This window comes from Phenylobacterium sp., assembly GCF_016124325.1.
Taxonomy (GTDB): Bacteria; Pseudomonadota; Alphaproteobacteria; order Caulobacterales; family Caulobacteraceae; genus Phenylobacterium.
The window spans coordinates 15,017-39,229 of record NZ_WGNY01000045.1 but is presented as its reverse complement, the minus strand read 5'-3'; the positions used below and the strand labels follow the sequence as shown (position 1 = coordinate 39,229).

At 70.6% G+C, this 24,213-nt stretch carries 21 protein-coding genes and 1 riboswitch; of the genes, 6 read left to right on the top strand and 15 right to left on the bottom strand.

Annotated features, from left to right (window positions below):
- The coding region (thiC, locus tag GC203_RS21995) for a phosphomethylpyrimidine synthase ThiC (protein WP_293458904.1) at nucleotides 1-1,326 on the bottom strand (1,326 nt) is incomplete at its 3' end.
- Between the two features lie 43 nt (nucleotides 1,327-1,369).
- Nucleotides 1,370-1,477: riboswitch (TPP riboswitch) on the bottom strand.
- 127 nt (nucleotides 1,478-1,604) lie between these two features.
- Between thiC and GC203_RS21990 the strand changes: the two genes are divergently transcribed.
- Together GC203_RS21990 and GC203_RS21985 are read left to right on the top strand one after the other, a co-directional pair.
- Nucleotides 1,605-2,042, top strand: coding sequence for a DUF6491 family protein (locus GC203_RS21990; RefSeq protein ID WP_293458902.1), 438 nt, complete (start codon nucleotides 1,605-1,607; stop codon nucleotides 2,040-2,042).
- An 18-nt stretch (nucleotides 2,043-2,060) separates the two neighbouring features.
- Nucleotides 2,061-2,456, top strand: a complete 396-nt coding sequence (locus tag GC203_RS21985; protein WP_293458900.1) for a hypothetical protein — start codon at nucleotides 2,061-2,063, stop codon at nucleotides 2,454-2,456.
- Nucleotides 2,457-2,759: 303 nt separating this feature from the next.
- On the opposite strand, the gene GC203_RS21980 is transcribed toward GC203_RS21985, so the two are convergent.
- From GC203_RS21980 to GC203_RS21960, 5 genes are all read right to left on the bottom strand, one after another.
- Nucleotides 2,760-3,233 (bottom strand): hypothetical protein, encoded by a 474-nt coding sequence (locus GC203_RS21980; RefSeq protein ID WP_293458899.1) that lies wholly within the window; start codon nucleotides 3,231-3,233, stop codon nucleotides 2,760-2,762.
- Nucleotides 3,234-3,268: 35 nt separating this feature from the next.
- Nucleotides 3,269-5,362: a penicillin acylase family protein gene (locus tag GC203_RS21975; protein ID WP_293458897.1), complete on the bottom strand. Its 2,094-nt coding sequence runs from the start codon at nucleotides 5,360-5,362 to the stop codon at nucleotides 3,269-3,271.
- Nucleotides 5,363-5,398: 36 nt separating this feature from the next.
- Complete coding sequence (locus GC203_RS21970; protein ID WP_293458895.1) at nucleotides 5,399-8,173, bottom strand: TonB-dependent receptor; 2,775 nt, start codon at nucleotides 8,171-8,173, stop codon at nucleotides 5,399-5,401.
- Nucleotides 8,174-8,389: 216 nt separating this feature from the next.
- A complete protein-coding gene (locus GC203_RS21965) occupies nucleotides 8,390-9,379 on the bottom strand; it encodes a FecR domain-containing protein (RefSeq protein WP_293458893.1) in 990 nt (329 codons plus the stop codon).
- Complete coding sequence (locus GC203_RS21960; protein ID WP_293458892.1) at nucleotides 9,309-9,896, bottom strand: sigma-70 family RNA polymerase sigma factor; 588 nt, start codon at nucleotides 9,894-9,896, stop codon at nucleotides 9,309-9,311. The genes GC203_RS21965 and GC203_RS21960 overlap by 71 nt, the downstream gene beginning before the upstream one ends.
- Before the next feature lie 190 nt (nucleotides 9,897-10,086).
- Here GC203_RS21960 and GC203_RS21955 point away from each other — a divergent pair, with 190 nt between their 5' ends.
- Both GC203_RS21955 and GC203_RS21950 read left to right on the top strand, forming a co-directional pair.
- Complete coding sequence (locus GC203_RS21955; RefSeq protein ID WP_293458890.1) at nucleotides 10,087-11,103, top strand: D-cysteine desulfhydrase; 1,017 nt, start codon at nucleotides 10,087-10,089, stop codon at nucleotides 11,101-11,103.
- Nucleotides 11,100-11,804 (top strand): amino acid racemase, encoded by a 705-nt coding sequence (locus GC203_RS21950; protein ID WP_293458888.1) that lies wholly within the window; start codon nucleotides 11,100-11,102, stop codon nucleotides 11,802-11,804. The genes GC203_RS21955 and GC203_RS21950 overlap by 4 nt, the downstream gene beginning before the upstream one ends.
- A 22-nt stretch (nucleotides 11,805-11,826) precedes the next feature.
- Here GC203_RS21950 and GC203_RS21945 read toward each other — a convergent pair whose 3' ends face one another.
- The 6 genes from GC203_RS21945 to GC203_RS21920 all read right to left on the bottom strand — a co-directional run bounded on the left by GC203_RS21945 (nucleotide 11,827) and on the right by GC203_RS21920 (nucleotide 16,062).
- A complete protein-coding gene (locus GC203_RS21945; protein WP_293458887.1) occupies nucleotides 11,827-12,048 on the bottom strand; it encodes a hypothetical protein in 222 nt (73 codons plus the stop codon).
- A 56-nt stretch (nucleotides 12,049-12,104) separates the two neighbouring features.
- Complete coding sequence (locus GC203_RS21940; RefSeq protein WP_293458885.1) at nucleotides 12,105-12,956, bottom strand: neutral zinc metallopeptidase; 852 nt, start codon at nucleotides 12,954-12,956, stop codon at nucleotides 12,105-12,107.
- 53 nt (nucleotides 12,957-13,009) lie between these two features.
- Entirely contained in the window at nucleotides 13,010-13,390 is a 381-nt protein-coding gene (locus tag GC203_RS21935) for a hypothetical protein (protein WP_293458883.1), read from the bottom strand.
- Nucleotides 13,391-13,422: 32 nt separating this feature from the next.
- Entirely contained in the window at nucleotides 13,423-13,980 is a 558-nt protein-coding gene (locus GC203_RS21930; protein ID WP_293458881.1) for a hypothetical protein, read from the bottom strand.
- A gap of 86 nt (nucleotides 13,981-14,066) precedes the next feature.
- Nucleotides 14,067-14,975, bottom strand: coding sequence for a DMT family transporter (locus GC203_RS21925; RefSeq protein WP_293458879.1), 909 nt, complete (start codon nucleotides 14,973-14,975; stop codon nucleotides 14,067-14,069).
- 268 nt (nucleotides 14,976-15,243) lie between these two features.
- Nucleotides 15,244-16,062, bottom strand: coding sequence for an EamA family transporter (locus tag GC203_RS21920; RefSeq protein ID WP_293458878.1), 819 nt, complete (start codon nucleotides 16,060-16,062; stop codon nucleotides 15,244-15,246).
- 149 nt (nucleotides 16,063-16,211) lie between these two features.
- Between GC203_RS21920 and GC203_RS21915 the strand changes: the two genes are divergently transcribed.
- On the top strand, nucleotides 16,212-16,631 hold the full coding sequence (locus tag GC203_RS21915; RefSeq protein ID WP_293458876.1) for an MAPEG family protein: 420 nt from the start codon (nucleotides 16,212-16,214) through the stop codon (nucleotides 16,629-16,631).
- Between the two features lie 31 nt (nucleotides 16,632-16,662).
- On the opposite strand, the gene GC203_RS21910 is transcribed toward GC203_RS21915, so the two are convergent.
- The gene (locus tag GC203_RS21910; RefSeq protein ID WP_293458874.1) at nucleotides 16,663-17,289 is read right to left on the bottom strand and encodes a PEPxxWA-CTERM sorting domain-containing protein; all 627 of its coding nucleotides are present in this window, start codon (nucleotides 17,287-17,289) and stop codon (nucleotides 16,663-16,665) included.
- Nucleotides 17,290-17,704: 415 nt separating this feature from the next.
- On the opposite strand from GC203_RS21910, the gene GC203_RS21905 reads away from it, so the two are divergent.
- On the top strand, nucleotides 17,705-18,487 hold the full coding sequence (locus GC203_RS21905; RefSeq protein WP_293458872.1) for a cyclase family protein: 783 nt from the start codon (nucleotides 17,705-17,707) through the stop codon (nucleotides 18,485-18,487).
- Between the two features lie 120 nt (nucleotides 18,488-18,607).
- Here GC203_RS21905 and GC203_RS21900 read toward each other — a convergent pair whose 3' ends face one another.
- On the bottom strand, nucleotides 18,608-20,485 hold the full coding sequence (locus GC203_RS21900; RefSeq protein ID WP_293458870.1) for a ShlB/FhaC/HecB family hemolysin secretion/activation protein: 1,878 nt from the start codon (nucleotides 20,483-20,485) through the stop codon (nucleotides 18,608-18,610).
- Nucleotides 20,482-24,153, bottom strand: coding sequence for a filamentous hemagglutinin N-terminal domain-containing protein (locus GC203_RS21895; RefSeq protein WP_293458869.1), 3,672 nt, complete (start codon nucleotides 24,151-24,153; stop codon nucleotides 20,482-20,484). The genes GC203_RS21900 and GC203_RS21895 overlap by 4 nt, the downstream gene beginning before the upstream one ends.
- Between the last annotated feature and the right edge of the window lie 60 nt (nucleotides 24,154-24,213).

Sequence of the window (24,213 nt, the reverse complement as noted above, 5' to 3'; positions counted from 1 at the left end):
GGTGAGCGGGCCCAGGGTGTAGAACGGCGCCTCGTGGCAGTGCTTCAGCTGCTCGTCCATGTTGGCCTTGATCTTGTGCATCGGCACGTGGCCGGGGCCCTCGATCATCGTCTGCACATCGTGCTTCCAGGCGATCTTGGTCAGTTCGCCCAGGGTCCGCAGCTCGGCGAACTGGGCCTCGTCGTTGGCGTCGGCGATCGAGCCGGGCCGCAGGCCGTCGCCCAGCGAGAAGCTGACGTCGTAGGCCTTCATGATCTCGCAGATGTCCTCGAAGTGCTCGTAGAGGAAGTTCTCGCGGTGGTGCGCCAGGCACCACTTGGCCATGATCGAGCCGCCGCGGCTGACGATGCCCGTCACCCGCTTGGCCGTCAGCGGGATGAAGGGGAGCCTGACGCCCGCGTGGATGGTGAAATAATCGACGCCCTGCTCGGCCTGCTCGATCAGGGTGTCGCGGAACACCTCCCAGTTCAGGTCCTCGGCGACGCCGCCCACCTTCTCCAGCGCCTGATAGATCGGCACCGTCCCGATCGGCACGGGGCTGTTGCGCAGGATCCAGTCGCGGATGTTGTGGATGTTGCGCCCGGTGGACAGGTCCATCACCGTGTCGGCGCCCCAGCGGATCGCCCACACCATCTTGTCCACCTCGTCGGCGACGGTGGAGAGCACCGCCGAGTTGCCGATGTTGGCGTTCACCTTCACCAGGAAGTTCCGGCCGATGGCCATCGGCTCCAGCTCGGTGTGGTTGATGTTGGCCGGGATGATCGCCCGGCCTTTGGCCACCTCGTCGCGGACGAACTCGGGCGTGCACAGGTCGGGGATCTCGGCGCCGAAGCCCTCGCCGTCGCGGATTCCGGCCGCCTCGCGGCGCAGGTTCTCGCGGATCGCGATGTACTCCATCTCGGGCGTCACGATCCCGCGGCGGGCATAGGCCATCTGGGTGACCGCCGCGCCGCCCTTGGCGCGATAGACCCGGCGCGGGGCGTTGAACTGCGGCGCCAGGTGCTCGCCCTTGGCGAAGCCGTTGTCCTCGGGCTTCACCTCGCGCGGAGCGTCCACGATCTCGATGTCGCCACGGCTGACGACCCACGGCTCGCGGGTCTTGGGCAGGCCCGCCTCGATGTCGATCTTCACGCCGGGATCGGTGTAGGGGCCCGAAGAGTCGTACATCGTCACCGGCGGCTCGCCCGACGAGGGATGCACCGCCACCTCGCGGAACGGCACGCGGATGTCGGGCCAGGCCACGCCGGCCTGCCAGACTTTCTTCGATCCCGGGCGTTCGCCCGTGGGAATGGCGGCGGCTTCGAGCGTTCCGGCAGGCTTGTTCATCGCGTGCGTCCCAAATCGTGCGGACGGATCACGGGCGGAGGTTGGGCTCGGAAACACCCTTCCCTTCGCCGGCATGACCCGGATCAGGTTCGACGGGTCGTGGGCTCACCCACCTCTCAGCCGCTCGCGCGCGGCCCCCCGAGGATCGCCCGACACTAGGCCCGTTGGCGGCGCGCGGAAAGCCGGTTTCGGGACTTTGGCCGGCAAGAAGGGGGCAGACGCGGCCTAGGTTGCGTCGTATCCTCGGCTCACGGGGGACGAGCGAAGGAGACCTGCCCATGAGCAGTCCCAGGATGACCCTGACCATCGCCGCCGCCGCGCTCGTGACGGCCGCCGGCGCCACGGCGGCCCTCGCCGCGCGGACCTCGCCGCTCAAGACCGACCCGCCCGCTTCGGGAACCGGCCTGCAGAAGGGCGAGTGCATCCGCAGCCACGACCTGCGCAACCACACCATCGCCGACGACAGGACGCTGCTGATCCGGGGCCGCAACGACGACGTCTATCGCGTCACCATGGCTGGAAACTGCCTGGCCGGCGCCCTGCCGTCCGACCCGATCGTCACCCGCGAGCCGCCGGGCTCGCCGATCATCTGCAAGCCGATCGACATGGATATCTCGATCGCCCGCAACGGCTTCTCGAGCCGCTGCATCGTCGACTCGATCGTGAAGATGAAGCCCGAGGAAGTCGCCGCCCTGCCCCGTCGCGTGAAGCCGTAACCGGATCGGAGAACCGCAATGATGTTCAAGGCCTTCGCCCTCGCCGCCGTGCTCGCGGGCGCCGCGACGCTGGCCGTCGCCGACGCGCCCTCGCCGCTTGGCCCGCCGCCCCCCTCGGGAACCGCCCTGCCCAAGGGCCAGTGCATGCTGACCGAGCGCATCGGCGGCCATGCGATCGTCGACAAGAAGACCCTGCTGATCTCGTCGGCCCGCGATGTCTATCGCGTGACCATGAAGCAGGGCTGCATGGGCGGCGCCGTCTCGTCCGACCCGCTCGGCCTGCGCGGCGACGGCGAGATCTGCAAGCCGAGCGAGCTCGACCTGTCGATCCACGGCCACGTCTGCTTCCCCGACTCGATCGTGAAGCTCACGCCGCAGGAAGTGGCGGCCCTGCCCCGCGGGATGCGGCCGTAGAGCCTTCCCGGATCAAGTGGCATCACTTGATCCGGACAAGAAGGCTCGATCTTCAAGAGTGTAGAGCCCGTCCGGACGGGTGAACCGGCATCCACTTCACCCTGACGGGCTCTAGGCTGAAGGCCCGATCGATCGCTAGTGGTCGTCATGGCCCGGCTTGTCCGGGCCATCCATGAACGCTGTGCGTGCAGACCAGGACACGGCGGCGGGGCCCAAACCGGCTAGTGTCCGTGTTCATGGGTCGCCCGGACAAGCCGGGCGATGACGACGAAGGTCTGTTGATCAGGACATCGACCGAGAGCCCTACTTCTTCTCGAAGTGCTCCTCGTAGGCCTTCGAGACGCCGGCCGGCGACTTGCCGACGCCGCGGCGCACGGCCGTCTTGCCGTCGGGGCTGAAGGTCCAGAACTCGCCGGCGATCACGTCGCCGTCCTTCATCTTCAGGATGGTGATGTCGTTGGGCCCGGTCTGCTTGACCGACACCTGGTTGAAACGCGCCTGGTTCTCGAAGGGCGCGACGGCCCCGTCCAGGGTGGTGGTGTGGTCGCTGATGTAGGGGTGGTCCGGATTGGTCGTGTTGACCGAGTGGTAGACCAGCTTGTTCGGGCCGAAGGTGAGGTTCACCGTCAGCTTGAAGTCCGGCGGCAGCTTGCCGTCGCTCCAGTACGAGCCCTCGTGCATCGAGACCCAGGCGCCGTCGTGGGGGCCTTCGGCGAGGGCGGGCGTGGCGGCCAGTGCGGCGACGAGCACGGCGGCGAGCGGGGCGAGGTGGCGCATGGGAGCTTCTCCTGGGGCGGGACGGCGGCGCCGGTTCAGAACGGCGTCTTGGCTTCGAGGTGCTGCTCGACCTCGGCGCGCGTGGTCCACAGCGTGCGGAAGGTCTTGTCGGACAGGTGCTGGAGCTGGTCCGAGCGGTGCGGCGAGCCGGGCTGGCTGGCGTTGCCGTAGCTCATCAGCCCCACCGCCTTCATGGGCGTCGAGAACTCGACCAGCGACACCCAGGTCTCGCCGTGGACGGGCGTGCGCACGCCGTCCTTCAGCGGTCCCCAGGTGATGGTGCGGAACAGGCCGGTGTTGCCGAAGCCGCCGTTGCCGGCCAGGTCCACGCCGTCGATCTTGAAGCGCGACACCTCGCCGAACGGCCGGTCGACGGCGCCGTACTTGGTCTTCATCTCGGCGATGGCGTCCTTCAGCAGCGCCACCGCCTTGGCGGGATCGGCGATCCCCAGGGGCGTGTCGATCGGGCTGCCGGCCGACCACTTCACCCGGTAGTTCGCCTGGCTCGTGAAGTTGCGCGGGGCGAACTTGGCCGCCCAGGTCTCGAACAGCAGGGCGGCGCGGCTGTCGCCCACCGTCTCCCGGTCCCAGCCCCGAAGGAGCGTCGCCGCCGCCTTGACCTCAGGGTCCGGATCGGCCGCGGCGGCGGCGACGAGATCGGGGAGCACCCGATCAGCCATGAGCGTATGGGTCGACAGCTTGCGGGCGACGAAGTCGTCGAAGCTGATCTTGCCCGGCTGGGCCAGCAGCTGGACCGACTGCTGCGAGCGCAGCGACTCCGGCCCGGGCGGCGCCACATAGGCCGGGAAGTCCTTCCACGCGATGGGCGAGGGATAGGTCGCCACCCACGGCGGGTCGTTGGTGTTCTGCACGAACCCGGTGGCCGGATCGACCACCTTGGGCAGGTCGTCGTAGCCGTGGACGTCGGTCCACAGGTTGGCCTTGGTGTCGCCGGGAACGTCGCCGCTCCAGAAGGCCAGGTCGCCCTTGTCGTGCTTCGGCAGGATGCCGTTGTCGAGGTACATGATATGGCCGTCGCGATCGCCGTAGACGATGTTGAACTTGGCCACCTGCACGCGCCGCAGCACCGCCTGGAAGGCGTCGAAGTCCTTGGCGTGGGCCATGTCCCAGTACTGGGCGAGCGTGCCGGGGCGGTCGAGGCCGGCCACCTTCAGCGCCAGCAGCTTGCCGCCCTTCTCGAACACCGGGCCGAACACCGAGGTGCGGATGGTCAGGGTCTTGGTCTTCAGCGACCCGTCCGGTTCACGGACCTTGTAGGGCCGGGTCGTCACCTTGAACGGCGTGACCTTGCCGTCGAGCCTGTAGCCGCCGGGCGCGGGCGTCAGCTCGTAGTCGGTCGCGCCCAGCAGGGTGTTGACCGTGTTGGTGAAGGCCAGCTGGTCGTTGAAGGCGAAGCGCAGCACCGGCAGCCCCACCTGCGTCGCGCCATAGACCTCGAAACCCGGATAGCTGAGCTGGGCCTCGAAGTAGGTGAAGAAGCTGGTCGCCCACGGCAGGTGCGGATTGGCCAGCACCATCGTATTGCCGCTGGCCGACTTCGACGGCGCCACCGCCCAGGCGTTCGAGCCGGTGTCGGCGTCCACGTCGGGCAGGTCCATCGAACGCGCCTGCGGGGCGATGTAGATGTACTGCATCAGCCGGTGGGCGTGAGCCATCACGTCGACGGCGGTGACCGGCAGCACCTGGCGCACGGCCGGGTCGATCGCGTCGGGATGGGCCTTGGCATAGGCGTTGATCCCCGCCGCATAGGCTTCCAGGTCGGCGCGGAACTGCGGGGTCTGCTGGGCCACCCACTTCGCCGCGCGCTCGGGCACGCCGTTGGTCAGGATCCAGCGGTCCGACGCCTCGTTCTCGGCCCCGCCCCAGTATTCCGCCGCCCGGCCGCGGGCGATGCCGTAGAGCCGCAGCAGGATGTCGCCGTGGTTCTGCGCCGTGGCGTAGCCGAAGCCGCGGAACGCCCCGGCCTCGTCCTTGGCGTAGACGTGCGGCACGCCGTAGGTGTCCCACAGGATCTCGCCGTGATCGCCCTCGGCCCGCGCGGGCGCGCCGAGGCTGGTGATCGCCACGGCGGCCAGCGCCGCCAGCCACGTCCGGTTACGCTTGGACACGCCTCTCCGTCCTCCCCTTGAGCCTCGGCTTCCCGATCAGAATTCCCACTGCACGCGGGCGTAGTACGAGCCGCCGGTGAAGCCGATCGGCGACGTCCCCGGATACTGCCCCGAGCCCGTGTTGTTGTTGAAGATGCCGTTGGCGTCTGGGTAGTTGTTGAACAGGTTGTTGGCGCCCAGGGCCACGGTCACGTTCTTCGGCAGCTTGTACGAGACCTCGACGTCGGTGATCCACTCGGCGCCGTAGCTGCGGTCGTTGGCGATGGCGTTCTGGCGGATCGTGTACTTGCCGAACCGGGTTTGGCGCAGGTTGAGGTTGAAGTCCCCCCAGCTCCAGTTGGCCGACAGGGCGACTTTGTCCTTCGGGAAGGCGTCGGTCAGGTTGCCCTGGCTCAGCCGGTCGAACAGCACGAAGTTGGCGCCCAGGGCGCTCAGCTGCGGCGGGTTCGGGATGATGCCCCTGATGTCGGTGTCGTTGTGGTTGTAGCCGGCCGTCAGCCTCAGATTGCCCCACGCGCCGAGGTCGGCGCGATAGGTGGCCACCACGTCGACCCCATCGGTCCGGGTGTCGATGGCGTTGGTGTAGTACTGGGCGCTCAGCGAACCCAGCAGGCCGTTGGCGACCAGGATGTTCGAGACGGCGGCCCCGGTCAGGGTGCTGGTGATCGCGATCCGCTTGTCCACATCGATGCGGTAGGCGTCGACGGTGATGGCGAGGTTCTCGAGCGGCTCCAGGGTGAAGCCCAGGCTGTAGTTGGTGGATTCCTCGGGCTTCAGCGGCGTGGCGCCCAGGGCCACCGCCTCGGGCGAACCCACCGGCAGCGTCTTGATCAGCAGCAGGTCCAGCACGCCGTTCACCAGGCGGAACTGGCTGGAGGTCGAGGCGTAGTGCTGCTGGGCCAGGCCCGGCGCGCGGAAGCCGGTGGAGACGGCGCCGCGGATGGCCAGCCAGTCGGTGACCTCGAAGCGGCCGTTGACCTTGCCCACCAGGGTGTCGCCGGCGGAGTCGCTGTAGTTCTCGTACCGGGCCGCCGCGCCCAGGAAGAGGCGCTTGCTGGGCGTCCAGCCGACCTCGGCGTAGGCCGCGAAGCTGTCGCGGTGGGACGAGCTGGCGTCGCTGGGCTGGAAGCCGGGCGTGGCCTGGGCGCCGGTGGCCGGGCGCTGGCCGGCGAACGGCTGGCCGGCTGGAATGACGTAGGTTCCCGCCGCATAGCTCAGCGGGTCGCCCGGCGAGACCTTGTAGGTCTCGCGCCGGTGCTGGGCCCCGAACGAGACCTGCAGGCTGCCGTCGCCCGCGAGCGGGAAGGCCTTGGTGAGGTCGAGCGAGTTCACCCATTCGGTCGACCGCAGCGCCCCGACGTAGAACGTCGTCGGGCTGGTCGGGCCGAGGCTGGCGTTGATGGTGTTGGAGGTGTTCTCGGTCGCGCGGTTGTAGCCGTAGGTCGACGAGACGTCCCAGGACCAGCCGCTCAGTTCGCCGCGGACCCCGGCGGCGAACTCGAAGTCGTGCTCCAGGATGACCAGGTCGGGCCGGAAGCCCTCGGGATAGACCTGCGGCAGGGTGTTGACGTTGTTGGGCGAGCGGAAGGTGAAGGGCAGGTCGGTCAGCCGGCGGCTGGCCGTGCCGAACGAGTAGAGCTGCACGCCGTTGTCGAGGTCGTAGTGGGCGTTGTAGCCCAGGTTCACGCCCTCCTGCGGCAGCACGCCGTAGTTCTTGGTCACCAGCCGGTCCACCGTCGCCTCGCGCGGATCGGGCAGGCCCGAGGGGACCAGCTTGGGATAGATCTGGGTCGTGGCCGGCACCGGCAGCGCGCGGTTCGACAGCTCCTGGCTCTTGCTGGCGATCGACAGGCTGATGAAGCCGGCGTCGGCGAACTTGGTCCCGTAGACCGCCTGGGCCTGGTAGAGCGCGCCGTCGTGGCGGTCGAAGTTCTGGCCGAAGCTGCCGCTGACGTAGCCGCCCTCGGTGTCCTTCAGGATGATGTTGATGACACCGGCGATGGCGTCCGAGCCGTACTGGGCCGCGGCGCCGTCGCGCAGCACCTCGATGCGGCCGATGGCCGATGTCGGGATCAGGTCGAGGTCGGCCGGGACCGAGCCGTTGTAGAGCGACGACACCGAGTTGATCAGCGAGGTCTTGTGGCGGCGCTTGCCGTTGACCAGCACCAGGGTCTGGTCCGGATTCAGGCCCCGCAGACCGCCGGTGGCGATGACGGTCGAGATGCCGCCGCCGGCCCTTGCGGGGAGGTTGAAGGAGGGCACAAGGGTCTGCAGGGCCTGAAACGCGCCGGCGCGGCCGGTCTTCTCCAGCTCGGTCGCGCTGAGGACGTCGATCGGCGTGGGACTCTCGATGACGGTGCGCGGCGCGCCGCGCGCGCCGGTCACCACCAGCTCGTCCAGCACCGCCTCGCGCGGCGCGGCGGTCACCAGCTCGGCCTCCGAGGTCGCCGCGACCGCCACCGCGCTGGTGCGGATGAAGCCCGACGCCTGGGTGGGGCCCGACAGGGCGATCAGGCCGTCCTGCAACATGGCGATGCGCAGGGGCGAGCGGGCGATCACCTTCTCCAGCGCCTCGCGGGTCGACATCCGCCCGCTGACGCCCTGCGACTGCAGCCCCGCGACCTGGTCGAAGGGATAGAGCAGCCGCGCGCCCGATTGCTGCGATAGGGCGTTCAGCGCCCCCTGCATGGGCTGCGGCGCGATGTGGAAGTCCACCGACCGCTCCGCCGCGGCGGCCGGAAAGGCGATAGCCGCCGCCGAAGCCATCAACGCGGCCTGTCGCCACGCGCCAAGCTGGAAGCCGATTGTCATGCCGCGAACCCCCGTCCGATCTGCGTATATGTCGATCTGATGAACGGGCGGGCGCGGGCGGAACCGCCATGCCTCGGCGGAAAATTTTCGCGGCGGGGGCTTTAGAGCCCGTCAGGGTGAAGTGGATGCCGGTTCACCCGCCCGGACGGGCTCTACACTCTTGAAGATCGAGCCTTCTTGTCCGGATCAAGTGATGCCACTTGATCCGGGAAGGCTCTAGTTCCGCGCCACCAGCATCACCGAGCCGTCGGCCGAACGGATGGCCTCGACGGGGAAGCTGCTCTGGAGGGCCGTCAGGAACTTGTCGGCCTCGTCCACCTCGAAGCGGCCGCCGACCCGGATCGTGCTCAGCCGCGCGTCGCCGATGAGGATCGGCTGGCTCCGGTAGCGGTTGAACTCGTCCACCGCCTGGCCCAGCGTTTCGCCTTCCAGCTCGATCACCCCGTCCTGCCAGGCCGTGCGCTGGCGCAGCACCTCGTCGCCCAGCTCCGTGGGCGCCACGGCGCCCGAGCGGATCACCGCGCCGCCGCCGGCCGGGATGTGCGGCGCGGCCCGCCGCACCGCCTCGCCGTTCTGCAGCACCGCCACCACGCCCTCGGTGACGGTCAGCTCGACGATGTCGTTGCGCAGGCGAACGTTGAAGGCCGTGCCCACCGCGCGCAGCACCGCCGGGCCGGCGTCCACCAGGAACGGCCGCGCCGTGTCGTGGGCCACCTCGAACAGCGCCTCGCCGCGCACCAGCTCCACGCGCCGCTCGCGGGCGTTCATGGCCACCTCGATGGCCGAGGCGGTGTTGAGCCGCACGCGCGAGCCGTCGTCCAGCGCCACGGTGCGCTGCTCGCCCACCCGGGTGCGGTAGAGGCGCACGTCCTTGATCAGGCTCCAGGCCACGCCGACGCCGGCGGCGGCCACCGAGGCGGCGAGCAGGCCGCCGGCCAGGGCGCGCCGCGAGAGCCGCGTCGCCGGCGGGCGTTCATCGGCGGGCGCCGAGTCCAGCGGAGGCGGATCGGCGCGCAGCCGCGCCGAGGTCTCCCAGGCCGCCTCCATGCGCGCGAACGCGACGCCGTGCCGGGGATCGGCGGCGATCCAGTCGTAGATCGCCTGGCGCTCGGCCGGGTCGATCTCGGCCTGGAGCCTAGCGACGCACGCCGAGGCCTCGGCGTCGATCCCCCGCCACTCCGCCGGCGTCGTCGCCCGGTTTCCCAAAATCGCCTTCCTCGCGCTCAGCCATACCCTTGGCCACCAGCATCACCGCCTTGGCGAGATGCTTCTCGACCGTAGAAACGGATAGCGACATCTGCCCCGCTATCTCGTTGAGAGAAAGCTCGTGCACCCGCCGGAGTAGAAATACACGTCGGCATTGCGGCGGCAGGGTGTCGATGATCGCCTGCAGGCGCCTCAGCTCGGCCCGCGCCGAGATCGCCTGGGCGGTCGAGTCGTCGGCGCGCAGCACGTCCAGGTCGGCCACGAAATCCAGCGACACGATGGTCTCGCGCCGGGTGGCGTCGATCAGCAGGTTGCGTGCGATGGCGAACAGATAGCTGCGTCCGGCGGTGATCCGCTCGATCTGCTTGACCGAATAGGCCCGCGCCAGGCTCTCGGCCACCAGGTTCTCCACGTCGAATCCCGGCGGGCAGATGCGCCGCAGGCGCGCCGCCAGCGCGCCCTGGTGCGGCAGGATCACGGCCTTGAACCAGGCCAGGCGCTGGGCCACCTCGTCCATGAAAGTCCCCCGGAGGACCGCCGCCCCGGCGGCCCCGCGCCGGAAGCGATCCACAGCCCGGCCGCCTTGTCCAGCCGCCAGGGTCCTGCGCCCGGCGGCCGCCTGCGGCCGTCCGGTTTTGCGGCGCCGGACGCCTGGGAAACGGCACAGCGCGGTCGCGAGGCGTCCGCGGCCGTGATAGGGCGGAGGCATGCACTTCGCCCGCTACAATCCCATCCGCTTCGCCCACCTGCCGACGCCGTTCGAGCCCCTGCCCGGCCTCACCGAACGCCTTGCGCGCCCCGGTGGCGGCGGACCCGCGCTGTGGATCAAGCGCGACGACTGCACCGGCCTGGCCGGCGGCGGCAACAAGACCCGCAAGCTCGAGTTCCTGGTGGGCGACGCGCTCGCCAACGACGCCGACACCCTGATCACCCAGGGCGCGGTCCAGTCGAACCACGTGCGCCAGACCGCCGCCGCCGCCGCCCGCTTCGGCATGGCCTGCGAGATCATCTTCGAATCGCGCACCGGCTCGAACGCCGTCGACTACAACCGCTCGGGCAACGTCCTGCTCGACGAGCTTCTGGGCGCCTCGACCCGAACGGTCGCCGCCGGGACCGACATGACCCGGGCCATGGCCGAGGTGGCCGCCGAGGTCGCCGAGCGCGGCGGCCGGCCCTACGTCATCCCGGGCGGCGGCTCCAATTCCATCGGCGCCCTGGGCTACGCCGAATGCGCCATGGAGCTGGTCTCCCAGGCCAACGAGATGGGGCTGGAGATCGACCGCATCGTCACCGCCACCGGCAGCGCCGGCACCCAGGCCGGCCTCGTCGCCGGGCTGGCCGTCATGGGCGCCGACATCCCCGTGCTGGGGATCGGCGTCAACGCGCCGAAGGACGTTCAGGAGACCCGCGTCTACGACCTCGCCGTCCAGACGGCGGCCCTGCTGGGCCACCAGGACCGCGTGACCCGCGACATGGTCGTCGCCGACTGCGGCTACGTCGGCGCGGGCTACGGCCTCATCGACCAGGCCGTGATCGACGCGCTCACCACCATCGCCCGCAGCGACGGGATTCTCCTCGACCCGGTCTACACGGGCAAGGCGATGAAGGGCCTCATCGCCCTGTCGCAGGCCGGCGAGTTCGACGGCGAGACCGTGGTCTTCCTGCACACCGGCGGCGCGCCGGGCCTCTTCGGCTACCAGTCGGAACTGGAGGGCAAGCTTTGAGCGACGACACCCTCACCCTGGGCGTGCTGGGCGGCATGGGCCCGGCCGCGACCCTGGAGTTCCTGGCCCGGCTGCAGGGCTACACCCCGGCCCAGAAGGACCAGGACCACATCCGGGTCATCGCCGACATCAACCCCAAGGCGCCCGACCGCAACGTGCCGGGCTCCAACGCCGGGGCGACCCTGGCCGAGATGGCCGCCAACCTGCGCAGCATCGGCGCCGAGGTGCTGGCCATGCCCTGCAACACCGCCCACGCCCACGCCGACCTCATCCAGCGCGTCTCCGGCCTGCCGCTCGTCGACATGATCGACCTGGGCGCCGACGCCGCCGCCGGCGAGGGCGCCATGCGGGCCGGGGTGCTGGGCACCCGTGGCGCGCTCAAGCTCTACCGCGAATATCTGGCCGCCCACGCCCTGGGCATGGTCGCCCTGCCGCCCGAGCGGCAGGAGGCGTTCATGGTCACGCTCTACCGGATCAAGGCCGGCGAGCTGGGCGACGACGTCCGTCGCGAGATGAAGAGCCACGCCGAGGCGCTCCGCGAACTGGGCGCCGAGGTGCTGATCGCCGGCTGCACCGAGGTGCCGCTGGTGCTCGACGACGAGGACGTCAGCCTGCGCCTGATCGACCCGGGCGACCTCCTGGCCCGCCGCTGCGTCGGCGTCTGCCTGGGCTGGGAGCCCCTGCCCCAGGTGATGGCCTAGAGCCTTTCCCGTTCAAATGGAATCATTTGAACGGGAAAGGCTCTAAATCAAAGGTTTGAGCGCGATCTGATCGCAAAACCGCGTTCCACTTTTGCGGATCGCGCTCTAGCGGCGGCGTCCAACCGACGGCTTGCAGATATTTTGGGTCGTCATGGCCCGGCTTGTCCGGGCCACCCATGAACACCGTGCGCGCAGTTCGGGACTCTGCGCCGCCACCGTCAATATGGCCGATGTCCGCGTTCATGGATCGCCCGGACAAGCCGGGCGATGACGATGAGTGTTGGCTGATCGAGACGCGCCCTAAAGCCGGTCCGCGGCGAAGGTGTCGCACGCGGCGGGGTCGCCGGAGTCCGCGCCCTTGCGGAACCACCGCATGCGCTGGGCCGAGGTGCCGTGGGTGAAGGCGTCGGGCATGACGCGGCCCTGGGCCTGGCGCTGCAGGGTGTCGTCGCCCACCGCCGAGGCCGCCCGCAGCCCGTCCTCGATGTCCTTGGGGTCCAGCGCGACCTGGCCGTTCGACACCTCCGCGGCGTGGGCCGCCCAGACCCCGGCGTAGCAGTCGGCCTGCAGCTCCAGCCGCACCGAGCCGCTCTCGGCGCCGCGCGCACCCAGCCGCCGGGCGCGGTCGCTGGCGCCGGTCAGGTTCTGGACGTGGTGGCCGATCTCGTGGGCGATCACATAGGCGCGCGCCGCCTCGCCGCCCGCGCCATAGCGGCCCTCCAGCTCCTGCCAGAAGGCCAGGTCCAGGTACACCTTGTGGTCGGCCGGGCAGTAGAACGGCCCCATCGCCGACTGGCCGAGGCCGCACCCCGTGCCGGTGCGCTCGTCATACAGCACCACCGCCGCCGGCGGCTCGTAGGTCCGGCCCGACTGGCGGAAGATCACACGCCAGACGTCGTCCACATTGGTCGAGACCACGTCGACGAAGCGGCCCGCCTCGTCCTGCGGCGTCCCGCGCACGCCCTCCTGCTGGGCGGCCGGCGGGCCCGCGGAATTCACCGCGTTCAGGGTGTCGGACGGGTCGATCCCGAACACGAAATAGCCGATCAGGGCCAGGATCACCCCGCCGGCGCCCAGGCCGCCGACCCCGACCGCGCCCATGCCGCGCCGATCCTCGATCCCGCCGCCGCTGCGGCCGCCCTGCCAACGCATGCGCCAGTCCTTGTTCGTCCCCGAAGGTGATAGCCCAAGGACGCGGCGGGCCGCTACCGGTGGGGCGTCGTCGCCGCGCGGACCTTGGCGTTGGAGTCGGCGAGCAGCGCGTCGGGGATCTGCACGACGCTCGGCGCCGCGGCGGGCGGCCCGGCCTCCGGCTGGGCGGCGGGCGATGGCGTCGGCAGGCGGGGCGGCAGGCGCTGTTGCAGCTCCAGCGCGCGCACCGCCTGGTCGGCCTGCCGCTGCGCCTCGGCGGCCGTCAGCTGGTTCGACAGGTCGATGGCGCGGCGCTGCGCCGCCTCCTGCTGGGCGCGCAGATTGTCGATCTCGAATTGCGTCACCTGCCCCGCCGCCGGCGAGGCGGCAAAAGCCAGGATCGCCGCGGGGAAGGCGGCGGAGGCGAGAACGACGCCGAGGGCGAGCGCGCGCATGGTCCCCATATGGGCGCCCGGCGGGTCGGCCGCTATCGGCGCTCCACCGTGAAGCGGGCCAGCTCCTTCTTCGGGCTCTCCCAGTCCGGCGCCAGTTCCGACGCCTTCTGGTAGTCGAAATAGGCGGCCTTCAGGTTGTCGAGCCCCTCATAGGCGAGGGCGCGGTTGTAGTAGGCCTTCTCCGGCTCCTCGACGCCCAGCTCCAGCGCCTTGTTGAGGTCGGCCAGGCCGTCGGCGTAGTGGCGCGCGCCCACCGCCGCGGCGCCGCGGTTCACATAGGCCTCGCCCAGGTCCGGCTTGGTGTCGACGGCGCGGTCGAAGTCGAAGATGGCCGCGGCGAACTCCCGGCGCCGAAGCTTCAGCACGCCGCGGTTCACGAAGGTGCCGGCCCGGTCGCGCGGCGTGAGCAGCTCGGTCTCCAGCGCCTTGGTGCAGATCGTCTCGAAGCGGAACTCCGACTCGCCGTTGAGCGCCGCCTCCGCGCACTCGTGGGCCAGGCCGCCGCCCAGCACCGTGACGGACGCGGCCGCCGGCGCGGCGAGGGCCATCGCGGCCGCGGCGGCGAGGCTGAGCTGGAGGATTCTGGTCATCGCGGAACGGGCTCCGGAAGCCGCGGCCGGCGCCATCGGGGGCCGGCGCGCCAAGGCGGGGAGCGTCCGCCCGTAACGCGGTTGTGTCAATTCCCGCCGGCGCGGAAGCGGCGTAGCTCCCGGTGCAGGATGTAGACGCCGCTGGCGGCCACCACGACGGCGCCGACCAGGGTGAGCGGATGCGGCGCCTCGCCCCAGATCAGCAGGCTGAGCACCCCCGCCCAGATGAGCTGGGTGTAGTCGAACGGCGCGACCACGCCCACCGGCGCGTTGCGCAGCGCCTCGGTCAGCAGCAGCTGGCCCACCCCGCCGATCAGCCCCGCCAGCACCAGCAGCATCAGGGTCTGCGGATCGGGCATAACCCACCCCACGACCGATGCGCCCACCAGCCCCAGCGCCACCCCGCCCAGGGTGAAGTAGAAGACGATGGTCGGCCCCCGCTCGGTGTCGGCGATCTGGCGGATCGCCACCATGGCGCCGGCCGCGCCCAGCGCGCTCAGTATGCCCAGGGTCACGCCGACCACATTCATCTGCCCCGGCAGGGGGCGGGCCATGATCAGCACGCCGACGAAGCCGACCGCGACGGCGGCCCAACGGTGGCGGCCCACCGGCTCGGCCAGCAGCAGCGCCGACAGCGCGGTCATGAACAGCGGCGAGGTGAACTGCAGGGCCGTCGCCTCGGTCAGCGGCAGGTGCTGCATGGCCGTGAAACCGCAGACCATGCCGAAGAGGCCGACCGTGGCGCGCGCCATGTGGCCCAGCGGCCGGCGGGTCTTGAGCACCTCGAAGCCCGTGGTGCGCCAAATGTAGAGGCCCAGCGGGACGAAGGCGAACAGGTTGCGGAAGAAGATGATCTCGAAGACCGGCACGCCCTTGCCGCCGGTCCACTTCACCAGCGCCGACAGGCAGGCCAGCGTGGCCATCGCCGCGACGCGGAGCACGATCCCCAGGACGATCCGCTGGGTCGGGGGATGGGCGTCGGGCGGCGTGGTCACGGGCGCCCCTTAAGCGGGAGCGTGGGCCCCGCCGTCAACTAGAGCCTTCCCGGATCAAGTGGAATCACTTGATCCGGACAAGAAGGCTCGATCCTCAAAAGTGTAGATCCCGTCCGGGCGGGTGAACCGGCATCCACTTCACCCTGACGGGCTCTCGAGCCTTCCCGGATCAAGTGGCATCACTTGATCCGGACAAGAAGGCTCGATCTTCAAGAGTGTAGAGCCCGTCTGGCCGGGTGAACCGGTTCGCACTTCACCCTGACGGGCTCTAGAGTCGCATCGCCATCACCCCGGCGCCGATGCAGAGGCCGGCCGCGATCCGCCACCGGCCGGCCCGCTCCTTCAGGAAGACCACGCCGATCACCATGGCGAACAGCACGCTGGTCTCGCGCAGCGCCGCCACCAGCGCCACCGGCGCGCGCGAGAAGGCCCAGAGCGCGATCCAGAACGAGCCCAGCGACAGCGCCCCCGCCGGCAGGCCCGTGCGCCAGGCCGCCATCACCGTCAGCGGCGCGCGCGGGCCGCGGGTGGCGAAGGTGTAGGCCAGCATGATCAGCCCGTCGCCGACGAACATCCACATGACGAAGCCCATGGAGGTGGCCGCGATCCGCACGCCCTGCCCGTCCACCAGGGTGTACGAGGCCACGAACACGGCCGTGCCCAGCGCATAGGCCAGGGCCTTGCCCGGAAGCCGGCTGACGCCATGGCCGCCGCGGAACGCCATCAGCGCCACCCCGGCCGCGATCAGGGCGACCGCGGCCCATCCGCTCGGCGTCAGCCGCTCGTGGAACAGGAGGAAGCCGCCCAGCGCCACCAGCGGCGGGGCCGCGCCGCGCGCCAGCGGGTAGACCTGGGTCAGGTCGCCGTGCTGGTAGGCGCGCATCAGGAAGAGCTTGTAGCCGGTGTGCAGGACGCTCCCGCCCACCACCCAGGGCCAGGCCGCCGGCGCCGGCAGCGGCGCGAACGGCAGCAGGAGCAGCGCCAGGCCGCTCTGGGTCATCGAGAGCAGCAGGATCGAGGAGAACCGGTCGAGGCCGGCGCGCACCACCGCGTTCCAGCCCGCATGCATCATCGCGGCCGCAAGCACGGCGAGGAAGACGACGATATCCAGGGGCCCCTCCGACCGCCGCAGCAGGCGGGCGGCTGGCCGGATTCGTCAAGCTTTCTGTCCTTTACAGCCAAGCTTCCGTCGGGCTCTCCTCCGCCTCAGGGAGAGACGCGGGGGAGCGCGAGATCATGTCCAGTCCCATCCTGCAGCCGGTCGTGGCGCTCGTGCTCTGGTCGTTCGTGATGTGGGCTTGGCTGTACGCCACGCGCATCCCGGCGATGCGGGCCGCCAACGCGCCGCTGGACCCGAACCTGACCGCGGCCGACCTGGCGAAGATCGTCCCGCCGCAGGTCCGCTGGAAGGCCGACAACTACAACCACCTGATGGAGCAGCCGACGATCTTCTACGCCACGGCCCTGGCCCTGGCCGTCGCCGGTCAGGGCGGCGGCCTGAACGCCGGGCTCGCCTGGGCCTATGTGGGCCTGCGGGTGATCCACAGCCTGGTGCAGGCGACGACCAACGCGATCCTCGTGCGATTCTCGATCTTCATGATCGCGTCGGTCGTGCTGCTGATCCTGGCCGTCCGCGCGGCGCTGACGGTCTTCTAGAGCCCGTCAGGGCGAAGCATCCGGGAAGGCTCTAAGCCCCCGGGGCGTCGCCGAAGAGCCGCGGCGTCCCACTCCCGTCGCGGCGGCGACGCATCAGCGCGCCCACCCCGCCGAAGCCGACGATCATCATCGCCCAGGCGCCCGGCTCGGGCACCAGCGAGTCCGCCGCGAAGGGCACCGCCGTCGTGCCGGCGTTGTAGGCCAGCGAACCCTGGGCCGGGCCGTTGTTGACCACGGTGTAGGCCCCGAAGCCGTCCATCTGCATGCCGCTGTAGCTGGAGAGCGCGCTCACCGTGAAGGTCGTCGCCGCGAACGGCCCGCCCGTGGTGTGGAACGCGCCGCCGGCCCAGGTGAAGACCAGGTTGGCGATCGTCGGGTCGTCGCTCACGCCCGGCGGCAGGGTGTAGCCCGCGGTCGTCAGTTCGGTGCTGGCCGACCAGGACGGATCGGCCGTCAGCCCATCGGCGAAGCCGGCGAAGTCGAAGATCACGAACTGCGAGCCGTCGAGGAGGCCGGCGTCGGGCGCCAGCGAGGCCTCGTAGGTGAACCGGAACAGGCCCGACTCGTCGGTGATGCCCGTCAGGATCGGAATGACCGAGGCGTGGGCGGCGCCGGCGGCGGCGCAGAACGCGGCGGTGGCGAAAAGCAGCTTCTTCAAGAGAGGTCTCCCAGCAAATACCGCTTGGCGGCAGCCCGAGTGTCTCCACTCGAGCGAGATGAAATCTGTCAGTTGAGCCCGACTCCGACGACGTTTTCTCAAGTCAGATGGATTGAGTTCCGAGAAATATTTCGACCCACCCACAGGGCCGAAGCTCCGAACTTGAGATCTTCGTGCGTCATCTGGCACCGGAAAGCTTTGTCACTGGAACGTGGAACCGAACCTGTTGTTTTCACGCGCAGGATCTTGCTCACGCCTCCTCCCGTCAGCGCCTCAACCCGGGCCCTGGGGCGAAAGTTCCGGCGCCGCAAAATTTGTTGTGTGCGCTGCGATAAGCCCGGCCCTACGCTGACGGCGAGAGGCGCCTTAAGCTGGCGTCGAGGCCCGCGCTGAGACGGGACCATGGAGGACGCGCATGGCGAGGCGCCTGATCGACCTGTCGATCCCGATCACCAACGACATCGTCTCCGACCCCGACGTCATGCGCCCGCAGGTGACCTATGCGCGGCACAAGGAGACGGTCGGCCAGATCGCCTCGTTCTTCCCGGGGCTGACCGCCGAGGATCTTCCGGACGGCGAGGGCTGGGCTGTCGAGCAGGTGAGGCTCTCCACCCACAACGGCACCCACATGGACGCGCCCTGGCACTTCCATTCCACCACCGACCAGGCCGAGGGCGGCCGCCCCGCGCCCACCATCGACCAGGGCCCGCTCGACTATTTCCTGCAGCCCGGCGTGAAGCTCGACTTCCGCGGCTTCGCCGACGGCTACGTCGCCACCGCGGCCGACGTCGAGGCCGAGCTGAAGCGGATCGGCCACGTCCTCCAGCCGCTCGACATCGTGCTGGTCAACACCGCCGCCGGCGCCGCCTACGGCCAGCCCGACTACATCCATCGCGGCTGCGGCATGGGCGAGGAGGCCACGCTCTATCTCACCGAGCGCGGCGTGAAGGTGGTGGGCACCGACGCCTGGTCATGGGACGCGCCCTTCTCCCACACCGCCCGCCGCTGGGCCGAGACCCACGACCCGAAGATCATCTGGGAGGGCCACAAGGCCGGCCGCCTGCGCGAGTACTACCAGATCGAGAAGCTGACCAACCTCGAGGCCCTGCCGGCCACGGGCTTCACCCTCTCCTGCTTCCCGGTGAAGATCGCCGGCGCCTCGGCAGGCTGGATCCGCGCGGTGGCGATTCTGGACTAGGCCGCCTGGAGCCCGTCAGGGTGAAGTGGATGTCGGTTCACCCGCCCGGACGGGCTCTACACTCTTGAAGATCGAGCCTTCTTGTCCGGATCAAGTGATGCCACTTGATCCGGGAAGGCTCTAGCCGCCCCGCAGCGGCCGGAACGTCACCCGGAACTGCACGCCGCGATCCTGCAGGTCGCGGTTGCCGGCGAACTCCACCTTCTTCAGGTCCTGGGCGAAGGTGATCCGCGCCGAGAACGCCTCCGAGGGCGTCCAGGCCAGCGAGACGCCGACGCCGTAGATCGACTTCACCGGCTGCGGCGGCTGGTCGTTGCGCATCAGCGCCCCGTCGGCGAAGGCCGAGACCGTGAACGCCCCCCAGTCGAACGCCGACGCCGCGCCCGTGCGTCCCGACAGGCTGATGGGCCGCGCCAGCTCCACCGAGCCGATCAGGCCCTTGTCGGCCAGCAGCAGGTTCTCGCGATAGCCGCGCACGGTGTACTCGCCGCCGGCCGAGATCCGCTCGCCGGAATACAGCAGGCTGTCGGCCCACTGGCCGGTCAGCCGGGCCCGCAGCTCCAGGCCGTGGGGATCGAGCCGCCGCGCGTAGTTCACCTGCGAGAGGACGGCGACGAAATGCTGCTTGGGGGAAGGCGCGCCGGGCGTGTCCGACCGCGTGCCCTCCAGGCCCACCGTGCCCGTCACCGAGATCGCGAACACCTGGTCGACGTTGCGCACCACATAGTCGCCGAGGATCCGCCCCACCGTGTAGCGCGACCGGCCGTTCTCCGACCCCGGCGCGAACGAGAACCGCTCGCCCAGCAGGTAGGCCGTCGACTGCCGCCACGAGATCTGGCCGCCCACCGTCAGCGTCCGCGCCGAGCTCCAGCGCCCGGGCGTCGCGGTCGGCAGCAGGGGCGCATCGATCAGCTTGCGGGTGACGCCGCCTTCAATCAGCCGGTCGCGGGCGCGGATGTCCAGCGGGGCCAGGAGGGTGTCGGTCACCGCGGCGTTGTTGAGCTGGCCGCGCACCGACAGGGTGTTGCGCGGCGACAGGAACGGGATGGCGTAGCTGAGCGTGAGGTCCTTCACCCCGTCGGTGACGCCGGCCTCGCCGCTCAGCAGGTCGCCGGCCGCCAGCGCGTTGCGCACCGAGCCGCCCGCCGCCAGGCGCTCGCCGCCCACCGCCGGCGCCCGGTTGTTGGCGGCGGTCACATAGAGGTCGAAGCGGTCCTGCGGATAGATCGCCAGGGCCAGGCTCGCCTCGCCCGGACGGGTCCCCGGCCGCAGGTCGGCGTTGATGGTGCGGATCGCCGGATCCTCGGCCAGCAGCCGGAAGTCGCGTTCCAGGTCCGCCGCGCTCAGCGGCCGCTCGGCCGTCGAGGGCATCCGGTCGCGCACATAGCCGGCGTTGAGGCCCTTGGACCGGCCGCCGGCCCAGGTCACCGACACCGCGGGCTTGCCCTCGGCGGGCGGCGTCACGCCGCCGTAGACCAGGCCCAGCTCCAGCACGCCCGGCGCGGGCGAGCCGCGCACGATCAGGCCCGAGTTGATGAAGCCGGCGCCGATGTAGGCGCGGTTGATCGTCTGCACCAGCGCCAGGGCGCGGGAGACGCCCCCCGGGCCCGGCAGGCCGTTCAGCGCGAACTGGCGGCGCACCCAGGCCTCGTCCAGCGCCTCGCCCGGATTGTGCGCCAGGCGCAGGTCGCCGCCCTCCTCGGCGGCGGGCCGCCAGCCGGCGGGCGGGATCGGCGCGCCCGGCATGTCGGCGGCGACGCGGATCTCGGTGACCGCGGGCCCGCCCTGGGCCGGGGCCGAAGCCGCCGCGCCGGGGCTTGGGGGCGAAACCAGCGCGGGCGCGGGCTGGGCGTAGGCGGGGGCCGGCGGCGGCGCGGCCTCGGGGCCGGTGCGCGGCTGGGTCGGCACGGGCTGGGCCCAGGCCGCCGCCGGCGCGCACAGGGCCGCGGTCCCGGCCAGCGCGACGAGCTTCGCCCGGATGGCGGACGGCGGGCTCAAGGGCAGCCTCCCACGCCGGGGCGGTCCGCGCGCGGGGCCGCCGGCGGCGGCGGGCTCACATAGGGGCCGACCGGCCGGGTGACGAGCTGGCTGACCACGCCCGTCGAGCGGGCCGCAGGGCATTGGCCACGCAGCACCTTCGAGGCGTCCAGCACAGAAAGGTCGCGCACCGTCACGCCGCTGGCGACGTCATAAAGCCCGGTCTCGATCTGAACCTCGCCGTTCACGTCCACCCGGTTCACCCGGTCGGTGGAGTTGATGAAGTAGCGGCTGGTGATCTGCACGTTCGCGCCGCTGGTCTGGCCCAGCGCCTGGATCAGGCCGCCATTCGAGATCACCGCCAGCGGGTCGGCGATGGTGATCTTCCCGCCGGTGTCCGTGCCCGAAGACGTCTGGATGATCCCGGGCTGTTCCGCGCCCTCCAGCACGAACAGGCCCGGCCGCGGGATCGAGACGTCGATATTGCCCGCCGCGCCCGCCGTGGAATTCGTCGAGACCCGCCCGCCGTTGGTGATCCGCATGTCGCGGGCGGCGATGCTGATCGTCCCGGCGTCGCCGCCGATGTCCCCGGTCCCCGCCGCGGGATCGCCCGCCAGGTTCTCCGAGGAGATGATCGAGCCCATCCCGTCCACCTGCACGGCTCCGGCCGCGATCGCGATCTCGCCGGCGGCGTTCGGATTGTTCGAGGTGGTGGAGATCTGGCCTCCGTTCGCCACGGTGACCGCTCCCGCCGTGAGGTCGAGGTCGCCCGAGCCCCCGCTGGCGCCCGGCACCGCGGCCGAGAGGATGAAGCCGCCGTCGACCCGCACGTCCCCCTGGGCCACGATATTCAAGGTCCCGGCGTCGCCGAGCCCGGCCGTCGCGGTCGACACGCGCGAGCCGCCCCGGATCGTCAGACTGCCGGTCCTGATCTCCACCACTCCGGCGTCGCCCTCCGAGGCGCCGAAGGCGTCGGACCCGATGACCGCTTCATTGTCGAGCGTTATGGCCTCGGCCTCCACCGAGACGTTCCCGCCGTCCCCGAAGGAGGTGGCGCTCGAGCTGATGTCGGCGTTGTCGAGCCGGATCGCGCCGGCGCGAATGAACACGTCGCCGCCTGCGCCGGAGCCCCCGGCGTCGGACGCTATGAAGCCGTAGCCGGCGACGTTCAGGGTCCTGGTGTCGATGCTGATCGTGCCGGCGTCGCCGGAAGCGGAGCTGGCCGAATTGATCCCGGTGCTCTGTCCTGTGTTCAGCGCTCCGTCGATGGTCACCGCGTCGGCCGTGACCGTCACATTGCCGGCGCGGCCCGCGCCATCGGCCTGGGAGGACACCACCCCGCCGTTGCGCACCGTCAGGGTCCCGGTCTTGATGGCGATCGTTCCTCCGTTTCCTGAGCCGCTGCTGAGCGCATTGGACGAGATCGCGCCCGCGTTGATGACGTTGACGCTGTCGGCTTCGATGTTCACGCCGCCGGCGTCGCCGCGGCCGTAGGTGTCGGAGGAGATGAAGGTGGAGAACCGGAAGCCCTCGCCGTCCACGGTCAGGTCGCCGGCCTTGATGTTCACCGCGCCCGCGTCGCCGGTTCCGAACACCGTGTCGGCGGAGATGTAAGCGAAATCGGCCACTCTCATATGGCCGGTCACCTGGATGTCCACCGTGCCGCCGTCGCCCGCGCCGGCCCCGGCCCGCGCGCCGATGGCCGCCTCGTTCTCGAGGTCGAGCGAGCCCGCGCGAATGGTCACGTCGCCGCCCCGGCCGGAGCCGAAGGTGTCGGACGAGATGGCGGTGAACCTGTCCTCGAGGAGGATCGACTGCGCCGAAAGGCTGACCTGGCCGGCGTCCCCGGCCCCGCCCGTCGTGGAGGAGACCGAGGTGTTGTGGACTTCCAGCGCCCCGGTGGCGTCCACGGAAATGCGGCCGGCGTCGCCCAGAAGGTAGGATTGCGACGACACGGTGCTGTCGACCAGCGTGACATTGGCGCCTGAGAGCGAAATCGCTCCCCCGGGCGCGCCGTCGAAGGTGTCCGAGCTGATCAGCGACAGGTTCACGTCCAGATCGCCGGTCGCCTCGATCCGGATCTGGCCGATCTGGGTCTCCGAAATCGCGTCGGTGTCGGCGTGGAGTTCGGAGCTGTCGATGAGGATCGAGCCGCCATCGATCAGGATCGAACCGGCCGTGCCGCCGCCGAAGACCTCGACGGTGATGTCGGTGTTGCCCCGGATCGTCAGTTGGGGCGACGTGAGCGAGATCGACCCGGCCACCCCGTCGTCGAACCCGGTGGCGCTGAGGATCGCGCCGTCGATGTCCAGGCTCTCGTCGCCCACGATGCTGAGGTCGCCGGAACTGGCGGAACCCGTCCCAGGCGATGAGCCATATGCGCCGCCCGACACGAACACCCGGTCGCCGCGGATCGCGATGTCGCCGGACGTGCCCGTCTCGACGCTCCCGAAGGCGAACGACCCGTCGAGCTCGATGTCGGGCGCGTCGATCGCGACGGACCCCGCCCCGCCCACGCCGAGGTTGGACGCCAGCAGGAACAACCCGTCGCCGACGAGCGACGAGGCGGCCGTCAGCGAGACGCCGCCGCTCGAGCCGGTGTCGCTCCCCGTCGTCGCCAGGGTGAGATCCTGGGCCTCGATCGACCCGCCTTCCACGATGATGTCGCCGCCGCGAGCCGCCGTCCGCGTGGACGCGATCACATAGACGTCGCCGCTCGACGCCAGGTCGCCCGCCGTGATCCGGATGTCGCCGCCGCGACCCAGGTCGCGCGCGATGCTGCTGAGCTGGGTTGCGTGGGTCAGGGTGACCAGACCGCCCGCGATCGCCATGTCGCCGCCGTCCGCGCCGAGGCGCGCGTCGGTCACCAACAGGCTGGCGTCCAGGTTCACGGTCCCGCCGCCCAGCCGCATCGGCGCCGTGGTCGTCAGCGACTGGGTCACGATCTGGGCGTTCTCGATGTCCAGCGAACCCGACAGGGGGCCGGCCAGCGGGTCGTTCAGCGCCAGGGTTCCGCTCCCCGGCCCGAACGCGGCGAAATCCACGCCCCGCGCCAGCACGGCGCCGTCCGTCACCCGGATGTCGGCGGCGCTGAACGACAGGCTGCCGGCCTCGGCGAGCGGGCCCAGGATCGCGCCGTCGATGGCGATGTTCCCCTGCCCGCCTAGGAAGCCGAAGCTCTCGGGCGGCGCCACCGAAAGCGTCGAGCCGCCGGGCGTGGCCACCGCGAAGCTGGCCCCGTCCGCGAACCTCAGCTCGCCCGCCGTCGAGAAATAGGCCGCCGCCGGCACGTTCACCTGGGCGTCCGCCCCGAACACGACGCCCGCGGGGTTGATGAAATAGAAGCTGGCGTTCGGCAGGGCGGTGGAGTCGATGGTCCCGGAGATCTCCGAGACCTCCCCGCCCGTCACCCGGTTGATGACGTTCGACACCGCCGCCGCGTCGCCCGCGCTCTGCACCCATTCGGCCGTCGCGCCCGAACCCAGGCCGAACTGGGTGAAGCTGTGGAACAGGTTGCCGCCGGCCAGCGTGCCTCCGTCGATGGTGTAGATGGTCCCCGACCGGGCGACTTCAGTGCCCAGACCCAGCGGGCCCGCATCGGGCGTGATCGCGGTCTGTGCGAGAACGGCGGCCGGCCAGGCCGCCGCCGCCAGCAGGGCCGCGAGCGCCGAACGCCGCCTCGACGCCACGCCCCGGTGAAGGCGGCCCGGATGTCCGGGTCGGCGGTCATGCCGCCGCTGTGTATCGGC

What these genes read in the sequence shown, in the direction of transcription:
- GC203_RS21990 (WP_293458902.1), top strand. Translation starts at nt 1,605, where the DNA reads ATGAGCAGTCCCAGGATGACCCTGACCATCGCCGCCGCCGCGCTCGTG.
- GC203_RS21985 (WP_293458900.1), top strand. Translation starts at nt 2,061, where the DNA reads ATGATGTTCAAGGCCTTCGCCCTCGCCGCCGTGCTCGCGGGCGCCGCG.
- GC203_RS21980 (WP_293458899.1), bottom strand. Translation starts at nt 3,233, where the DNA reads ATGCGCCACCTCGCCCCGCTCGCCGCCGTGCTCGTCGCCGCACTGGCC.
- GC203_RS21970 (WP_293458895.1), bottom strand. Translation starts at nt 8,173, where the DNA reads ATGACAATCGGCTTCCAGCTTGGCGCGTGGCGACAGGCCGCGTTGATG.
- GC203_RS21960 (WP_293458892.1), bottom strand. Translation starts at nt 9,896, where the DNA reads ATGGACGAGGTGGCCCAGCGCCTGGCCTGGTTCAAGGCCGTGATCCTG.
- GC203_RS21955 (WP_293458890.1), top strand. Translation starts at nt 10,087, where the DNA reads ATGCACTTCGCCCGCTACAATCCCATCCGCTTCGCCCACCTGCCGACG.
- GC203_RS21945 (WP_293458887.1), bottom strand. Translation starts at nt 12,048, where the DNA reads ATGAACGCGGACATCGGCCATATTGACGGTGGCGGCGCAGAGTCCCGA.
- GC203_RS21940 (WP_293458885.1), bottom strand. Translation starts at nt 12,956, where the DNA reads ATGCGTTGGCAGGGCGGCCGCAGCGGCGGCGGGATCGAGGATCGGCGC.
- GC203_RS21935 (WP_293458883.1), bottom strand. Translation starts at nt 13,390, where the DNA reads ATGCGCGCGCTCGCCCTCGGCGTCGTTCTCGCCTCCGCCGCCTTCCCC.
- GC203_RS21930 (WP_293458881.1), bottom strand. Translation starts at nt 13,980, where the DNA reads ATGACCAGAATCCTCCAGCTCAGCCTCGCCGCCGCGGCCGCGATGGCC.
- GC203_RS21915 (WP_293458876.1), top strand. Translation starts at nt 16,212, where the DNA reads ATGTCCAGTCCCATCCTGCAGCCGGTCGTGGCGCTCGTGCTCTGGTCG.
- GC203_RS21905 (WP_293458872.1), top strand. Translation starts at nt 17,705, where the DNA reads ATGGCGAGGCGCCTGATCGACCTGTCGATCCCGATCACCAACGACATC.